The sequence below is a fragment of the Arthrobacter sp. CAL618 genome, from assembly GCF_000468215.1.
Classification (GTDB): Bacteria; Actinomycetota; Actinomycetes; order Actinomycetales; family Micrococcaceae; genus Arthrobacter_D.
The window spans coordinates 8,244-15,900 of record NZ_ASZW01000219.1 but is presented as its reverse complement, the minus strand read 5'-3'; the positions used below and the strand labels follow the sequence as shown (position 1 = coordinate 15,900).

The following is a 7,657-nucleotide window of genomic DNA, read 5'->3' as shown; positions in this document are numbered from 1 at the left end:
CCGCAAGGGGGCGTGCCGCGCACGGGGCGGGATTCCGGTGTTACGTGTGCCCCTTCCTACGCACCCGGCTGCCGTGGTCCACGTTCCAGGAGGGGCTCAACCCGGAAAGGGACCAGTTCCCCCATGGCCAGGGAGGTGTCACAGCGTTCCACTCCGTCGCAACCGAGGATTTTCCCGTTGATTCTGAAGAGGTCCTCAGCATCCGCGCAGACCACGCGGACCAGAATGTCCGCCTGTCCGGTCAGACCATACGCTTCGAGCACCTCGGGAATACCCGCGAGCTGCTCGGTAATCGCCGCGAGTTTCTGCTGTTGCACATGCACATGAATGAAGGCCATCAGGGGGTAGCCAAGGGCAACCGGATTGATCCGCCGCTCAAAGGACAGGAACACCGACTTCTTCTCCAGCTGGGCCATCCTGGCCTGCACCGTATTGCGGGACAGGCCCAGTTTCTGGGCCAACGCGACGACGGTGCGTCGGGGGTCCTTCGCCAGGGCCATCAGGAGACGAGTGTCAGTGGAATCCAGGGGTTGCATAATGCGCAATGCTAACACGGTGCAGGCTGCATAAATTGGGCAGGATGCTCAGCCAAACGGGGATCGGTTGTGCTCCTTGGCCTCTGTGAGTAGGGTCACAATATCTTTGGGTAAAGACGCCCGAGGGTCAAGGTCCGACGACGCGACCGGATCAGGGTGATCCGTTGGCGGGTCGGTGCACTCAATGAAGGTTGTGTAATTGTGCCCCTGAATGACACCGCTTCCGCTGGAGAAAACTCACTGATCCAGCTGCTGACCCCCTCGGGTGTTCGGCAGTCCAGTGGGGACTACGACAGGTGGGTTGCCGACGTCGACGGCCCGGCGCTGCAGGCACTCTATGAAGACATGGTGGTGGTCCGCCGGATCGACGCCGAGGCGACCGCGCTCCAGCGGCAGGGCGAACTCGCGCTTTGGCCGCCCCTGCTGGGACAGGAAGCGGCCCAAATCGGCTCAGGCCGGGCACTCCGGGAGGACGACTTTGTCTTCTCCAGCTACCGCGAGAACGCTGTGGCCTACTGCCGCGGCGTCGATTTCACCGATATCCTCCGGGTGTGGCGGGGTAACGCCTCCTCCGGCTGGGACCCGTTCTCCATCAACATGGCCACCCCGCAGGTCATTATCGGTGCGCAAACCCTTCATGCCACGGGTTATGCGATGGGCATCCAGAACGACGGCGCTGATTCCGTGGCCGTCACCTACTTCGGCGACGGTGCCACCAGCCAGGGTGACGTCAACGAGGCGATGGTCTTCGCCGCCAGCTACCAGGCGCCGGTCATCTTCTTCTGCCAAAACAACCACTGGGCCATCTCGGAGCCGGTGGGCCTGCAGGCCCATGTCCCGATTGCCAACCGTGCGCCAGGCTTCGGGATCCCGTCCGTCCGGGTGGACGGCAACGACGTTCTGGCCTGTCTGGCCGTGACGCGGGAAGCGCTCGACCGGGCACGGACCGGCGGTGGGCCAAGCTTCATCGAAGCGGTCACCTACCGGATGGGGCCCCACACCACAGCTGACGACCCCACCAAGTACCGCGACGCGAACGAACTCGAGGACTGGGCGGCTAAGGATCCAATCTCCCGACTGTCAGTGCTCCTCGATTCGCTCGGTCTGCTGACACCAGATTTCCTTGCCGCGGTGAACACGAAGGCCAACGACGTCGCAGCCAGGCTCCGCGCCGGGTGCATTGAAATGCCGGAGCCCGCGCCCATGGACGTCTTCAAGCACGTTTACAGCACCCCCAACTCCTGGCTGGACCGTCAGCAGGAGAACTACGGCCGCTACCTCGCTTCCTTCGACTCCGAGCCTGTTGAATCCAAGTCGCAGAAGAGCAGTGGAACAGCCACGGAAGGAAGCCTCTGATGTCCACCATGACATTTGGCCGCGCCATCAACGCCGGCATGCGTCGGGCCATGGAAAACGACCCGAAGGTGATCCTCATGGGTGAGGATATCGGCAAGCTCGGCGGTGTTTTCCGGATTACCGAGGGCCTGCAGAAGGATTTCGGGGAGCACCGTGTTCTGGATACTCCGTTGGCGGAATCGGCCATTATGGGGACCGCCGTCGGCATGGCTTACCGCGGGTACCGGCCGGTGGTGGAGATCCAGTTCGACGGATTCATCTACCCCGCTTTTGACCAGATCGTCTGCCAGGTGGCCAAACTGCATTACCGGACCCAGGGTGCAGTCAAAATGCCGATTACCATCAGGGTGCCTTTCGGCGGCGGCATTGGTTCGCCCGAGCACCACTCGGAGTCGCCCGAAGCCTATTTCACCCACACCTCGGGGTTGCGAGTGGTCAGCGTTTCCAACCCGCAGGACGCCTACACGATGATCCAGCAGGCCATCGCCTGCGACGACCCAGTACTGTACTTCGAGCCGAAACGGCGCTACCACGTCAAGGGCGAGGTGGATGAGTCGATTGAGCTCGCAGCATCATCGATGGAAGACGCCCATGTGGTCGCCGAGGGTGACGAGGTCACTCTGGTGACCTACGGTCCGCTGGTTCCCACCGCCCGTGACGCTGCAATCGCGGCGTCCGATGAAGGTATTTCCGTCGAGGTCATTGACTTGCGGTCGCTGGCTCCCATCGACTTCGCCACCATCGAAGCCTCGGTGCGTAAAACCGGGCGGCTGGTCATCACCCACGAGGCAGCACAGTCGGGTGGGCTGGGTGCGGAAATCGCTGCCAGCATCACTGAACGCTGCTTCAACTATCTCGAGCATGCACCGGTCCGGGTTACCGGCTTCGACATCCCCTACCCGTATTCCAAACTTGAATTCCATCACCTGCCCGATCTGGACCGGATTCTTGACGGCGTTGACCGCGTCATGGGACGAACCAATTCGCTGAGCGGGATCGAAAGGTAGTGGCAACCGTGATCAAGGAATTCAGGCTCCCGGACCTTGGCGAAGGTCTGACCGAGTCGGAAATTGTCAGTTGGCACGTAGCCGAGGGCGACGTCGTCGAACTCAACCAGATCATTGCCGATGTGGAGACCGCCAAGGCAGTGGTCGAGTTGCCGTCCCCCTACGCGGGAGTTGTTGTGCGGCTGCACGAGCAGCCCGGCACGGTGGTGGAGGTCGGCGCCCCGATCATTTCCTTCGACGTTCCAGCCGCTGCGGGTGCGGAGGGCGGCGTCGGGGGACCTGCTGCGGCGGATTCCGAGGGGGCCGTCGCTGTTACGAGCCCGGCCGACGACGTCGCGCCCGCCAAACGCGAACCCAACCTGGTCGGTTACGGCGCAGCAGTAGAGAAGGGGGGCAGGCCAGCCCGGCGTGCCCGCGGCGGATCCGCTGTCAGTCCTGCGGCACCGGCTCCGGCACCGGATCAGGCACCGGCTCAGGATCAGGCACCGGCGCCGGACCGGGCGCAGTCGCCCGCGGTTAGTGAGACAGCACCGGCTCCGGCAGGGAATCTATCGGCGTCCGAACGGCCCCGGTCCACTCCGCCGGTGCGGAAACTCGCGCGAGACCTCGGGGTCGAGCTGGAATCAGTGGCCGGGACCGGCCCCGGCGGACTGATCATCCGCGACGATGTGCTTGCAGCCGCCGGAAGCCATACGGAAGCGTCCTCGGCCTCCGGTGCTCCGGCGACAGCCGCTGCCGTGCCGGTTTCAGCGGCCCCCGCACGGTCCGCCGACCAGCGTGAAACCCGGACGCCGATCAAGGGAGTCCGCAAGCACACCGCGGCGGCGATGGTGGCCAGCGCGTTCACCGCGCCGCACGTCACTGAGTTTCTGACCATCGATGTGACTCCGACCGTGGAACTTGTCGCGCGCTTGAAAGCCAGTCGGGCGTTTGCCGATGTGAAGATTACGCCGCTCACAGTGGTGGCCAAGGCGCTCTGTATCGCGGTGGCCCGAAACCCGACGGTCAACACCCGGTGGGACGATGCCAGTTCTGAGATTGTGCAGCACCATTTTGTGAATCTTGGCATTGCAGCGGCAACACCGCGGGGTCTCATGGTGCCGAACATCAAAGACGCCGATCGGCTCGGCCTGAAAGAGCTCGCCCAGGCGTTGACCGGTCTGGCGGAGACAGCGCGAGCCGGCAAAACAACCCCGGCAGACCTCTCCGGCGGCACCATCTCCATCACCAACGTGGGGGTGTTTGGGATCGATGCGGGGACGCCGATCCTCAATCCGGGGGAGGCAGCCATCCTGGCGATGGGAGCAGTCCGTCGCACCCCGTGGGAGTACCAGGGCGAGATTGCCTTGCGCTCAGTAATGACGCTGAGCCTGTCCTTCGACCATCGGCTGGTGGACGGCGAGCAGGGATCGCGGTTCCTTGCCGATATCGGAACCATCCTGTCCGATCCCGGCATGGTCCTCACCATGATCTAGCGTGGGCCGCGCCCCGGCGGGCGGCGCCCCGACGGGCTTCGGCGTTGGCCTGCTTCGACGTCGGCCTGCACCGACGCTGGCCTGCACCGACCTCGGTAGTCGGGCACCGGCGTCGCAATCACGCGCCGCGGAAGCCGGGACGTGGAGCTAGCGGAGCTCGAGGACCAGTTCCTTGACGACAGCGCCGCGGGCGTTGGCGAATCCCTGTACCTCACCAATGTGCTCGAAACCGTAGCGCTCGAGGATCCGGATGGAGTTGACGTTGTCGACGACGGCGCGGGCGCGGATCGGCCGATCGGTGAACTCCTCAAGGAATAGCCCGACGGCGTCCGTGGTGATGCCCTGGCCCCAGCTGGCCTTGTCAATCCAGTAGCTGATCTCGGGGGTCTCGTCATTGCGGTAGGCGAGGATGCTGCCCACCACTGCGCCGTCGTGAAGGATGGTGCGCACGGTGATCTGGGGATCGTTCAGGATGTTCTGCCAGTGATGGTTGAACACCCCGCGGTCCGCTGGGTTCTTGGCCGTGAATGCGGCCATGTGGTTGGCGCTGGGATCGAGTTGATGGGTGAAGAACTCGTCCAGGTCGGAGGGTTCAACGGCGCGTAGTGAAGTCACATCGAACTTTCGGTTAGATGGCGGGTAGGAACAGGTTACTAGGCAATGAGCTATGCATTAAGCGCCGACCATGCCATTTTCTCCAGCAGGAGCCGCAGGTCGGCAATGTCGCTGCTGCTTTTTCGGCGGGGAGTTGTGTGCGGAGTCGAATTGATCAGTCCGAAGGCCGCGTGAGCCTTCCGTCGAAGTTGGGCGGGGTCGTCGTCGGGCAGGAGTTTGGCCATGACATCCACCCACACTTCCACATATTGACGCTGCAGGAACCGCACGGTGTGCTCATCTTCGGGGGTCAGGCTGTTGAGGTCCCGGTCCTGCACCCTGATCACATTGGCATTACGCAATGCGAAGTCCACCTGGAACTCGATCAGCCCGCGGAGCGCCGACGCCGGGTCCGGAGCATTGGCGACCACCGCGTTGCTGCCATGGAGCAGGTCTTCGCTGACCCCAGCCAGGAGGGCACCAAGCACTGCCGGTTTATTGCTGAAGTGACGGTACACCGCCGGACCGCTGACGCCGGCGGCGGCGCCGAGGTCTTCGATGGAAACGCCGTTGTAGCCGCGATCGGCAAACAACTGGGCCGCGGCATCCAGCAGCGCGGCACGGCGGGAAGCCTTCGCCATGCTGCGGCCGGTGATCCGGCTCGGAGCAGAAGCTTCCATTGATGCCCCCATCTCGTGCGGCCTGGTGGACCGGTCATCCCATTTTGGTGGACAAGTCGGTTATTAGCTACTAACCTAATCTCAGTTAGTACATACTAACTGAAAATGCTTCCAAACAGACGGTCCGCTCGCCGACGAGCAACCAGTCAGGGAAAGACCCCATGCAGACGCTGACATCCCAGGTAGATCCCACCAGCCCCGGCTTTCGCGAGAACGATACTGCACAGCGCCAACTGGTCACCGAATTGCGCGAACGCCTCGCAGAGGCTTCCCTCGGCGGACCGCAGCGGTCACGGGAACGTCATGTCGCCCGCGGCAAGCTCCTGCCGCGGGAGCGCATTGACCAACTGCTCGACGACGGCAGCCCCTTCCTGGAAATCGCACCGCTGGCTGCCAATGGACTGTACGACAACGAGTGCCCCGGGGCCGGGGTGATCGCCGGCGTCGGCCTGGTCCACGGGCGCCACGTGCTGGTGATTTCCAACGACGCAACCGTCAAGGGCGGTACCTACTACCCCCTGACGGTGAAAAAGCATTTGCGAGCCCAGGAAATTGCGCTGGAAAACAACCTGCCCTGTGTCTACCTGGTGGACTCCGGCGGAGCGTTCCTACCCAAACAGGACGAGGTGTTTCCGGACAAGGAGCACTTCGGCCGGATTTTCTTCAACCAGGCCACCATGTCCTCCCGGAAGATCCCGCAGATTGCTGCGGTCATGGGGTCCTGTACCGCCGGTGGAGCGTATGTTCCGGCCATGAGCGATGAGACGGTCATCGTCCGTAACCAGGGCACCATCTTCCTCGGCGGCCCGCCCCTGGTGAAAGCGGCAATCGGCGAGATCGTCACCGCCGAGGAGCTGGGTGGGGGAGACGTTCATTCGAAAATTTCGGGGGTCACCGATCACCTGGCGGAGAACGATACCCACGCGCTGGAGATCGTGCGTGACATCATCTCGACCCTGCCGCGGAACCCGCAGGCCTGGGAGATTACGGCCTCCACCGAACCAGCTGTCGACCCCGACGAGGTCTACGGAGCGGTTCCCACCGACGTCAACGCCTCCTATGATGCCCGCGAGGTTATTGCCCGGCTCGTCGACGGTAGCCGATTCCATGAATTCAAGAAAGAATACGGCGCTACCCTGGTCACCGGTTTCGCGACCTTGCACGGCCATCAGGTGGGCATCGTCGCCAACAACGGCGTCCTGTTCAGCGAGTCGGCACTCAAGGGCGCCCACTTTATCGAGCTTTGCGACCAGCGTGGAATCCCGCTGATCTTTCTGCAGAACCTGTCAGGGTTCATGGTTGGCCGCGATTACGAGGCCGGGGGCATTGCCAAGAATGGCGCCAAGATGGTGACGGCGGTCGCCACCTGCCGGGTCCCCAAACTGACGGTCGTCGTCGGCGGGNGGGTCCTTCGGTGCCGGAAACTACTCGATGTGCGGGAGGGCCTATTCGCCGCGATTCCTGTGGATGTGGCCTTCCAGCCGGATTTCGGTGATGGGCGGGAACCAGGCCTCGGCGGTGCTGGGCACAGTGAAGCGGGATCAGCTTGAGGGCCGCGGCGACGAGTGGAGCGCCGAGGACGAAGAGGCGTTCAAAGCCCCGATCCGCGACCAGTACGAGGAGCAGGGAAGCCCCTACTACTCGACGGCCCGACTTTGGGATGACGGCATTATTGACCCCGCGGATACCCGCACGGTGCTCGGCCTCGCCTTGGACATTTGTGCCAACGCGCCGGTCCGGGACACCTCCTTCGGCCTTTTCCGGATGTGAGCGAGATGTTACCCATCGAACCAACCACTGGCGCTGCCCTGTTCGATACCGTGCTGGTCGCCAACCGCGGGGAAATTGCGTGCCGGGTGATCCGCTCCCTCCGGGCGCTGGGCATTCGCTCGGTCGCGGTCTATAGCGACGCCGACGCCGGTGCCCTCCACGTGCGTGAAGCTGACGTGGCGGTGCGGATCGGGCCCGCGTCGCCAGCGCTGAGCTACCTCTCCATCGACGCGATCCTC

7 protein-coding genes and 1 pseudogene are annotated in these 7,657 nt (G+C 63.6%); 5 read left to right on the top strand and 3 right to left on the bottom strand.

Features of this window, described 5'->3' with window-relative positions; translation table 11 throughout:
- Positions 1–56 precede the first annotated feature (56 nt).
- On the bottom strand, positions 57–536 hold the full coding sequence (locus K728_RS0113180; protein WP_024477013.1) for an Lrp/AsnC family transcriptional regulator: 480 nt from the start codon (positions 534–536) through the stop codon (positions 57–59).
- A 201-nt stretch (positions 537–737) separates the two neighbouring features.
- Between K728_RS0113180 and pdhA the strand changes: the two genes are divergently transcribed.
- Genes pdhA through K728_RS0113165 form a run of 3 tightly spaced genes read left to right on the top strand, consistent with a single transcriptional unit; the run spans position 738 to position 4,374 of the window.
- Complete coding sequence (gene pdhA / locus K728_RS0113175; protein WP_024477012.1) at positions 738–1,892, top strand: pyruvate dehydrogenase (acetyl-transferring) E1 component subunit alpha; 1,155 nt, start codon at positions 738–740, stop codon at positions 1,890–1,892.
- Positions 1,892–2,899, top strand: coding sequence for an alpha-ketoacid dehydrogenase subunit beta (locus K728_RS0113170; RefSeq protein WP_019483497.1), 1,008 nt, complete (start codon positions 1,892–1,894; stop codon positions 2,897–2,899). The genes pdhA and K728_RS0113170 overlap by 1 nt, the downstream gene beginning before the upstream one ends.
- A gap of 8 nt (positions 2,900–2,907) precedes the next feature.
- The gene (locus tag K728_RS0113165) at positions 2,908–4,374 is read left to right on the top strand and encodes a dihydrolipoamide acetyltransferase family protein (RefSeq protein ID WP_024477011.1); all 1,467 of its coding nucleotides are present in this window, start codon (positions 2,908–2,910) and stop codon (positions 4,372–4,374) included.
- 147 nt (positions 4,375–4,521) lie between these two features.
- Here the strand turns inward: K728_RS0113165 and K728_RS0113160 are convergent, their stop codons facing one another.
- Entirely contained in the window at positions 4,522–4,989 is a 468-nt protein-coding gene (locus K728_RS0113160) for a GNAT family N-acetyltransferase (protein WP_019483495.1), read from the bottom strand.
- 50 nt (positions 4,990–5,039) lie between these two features.
- Complete coding sequence (locus tag K728_RS0113155; RefSeq protein WP_035748099.1) at positions 5,040–5,648, bottom strand: TetR/AcrR family transcriptional regulator; 609 nt, start codon at positions 5,646–5,648, stop codon at positions 5,040–5,042.
- A gap of 161 nt (positions 5,649–5,809) precedes the next feature.
- Between K728_RS0113155 and K728_RS19415 the strand changes: the two are divergent.
- Together K728_RS19415 and K728_RS23290 are read left to right on the top strand one after the other, a co-directional pair.
- A pseudogene (locus K728_RS19415) lies at positions 5,810–7,418 on the top strand (carboxyl transferase domain-containing protein).
- A 5-nt stretch (positions 7,419–7,423) separates the two neighbouring features.
- Positions 7,424–7,657, top strand: a 234-nt coding sequence (locus K728_RS23290; RefSeq protein WP_443110985.1) for a biotin carboxylase N-terminal domain-containing protein, incomplete at its 3' end; no start/stop codon positions are given.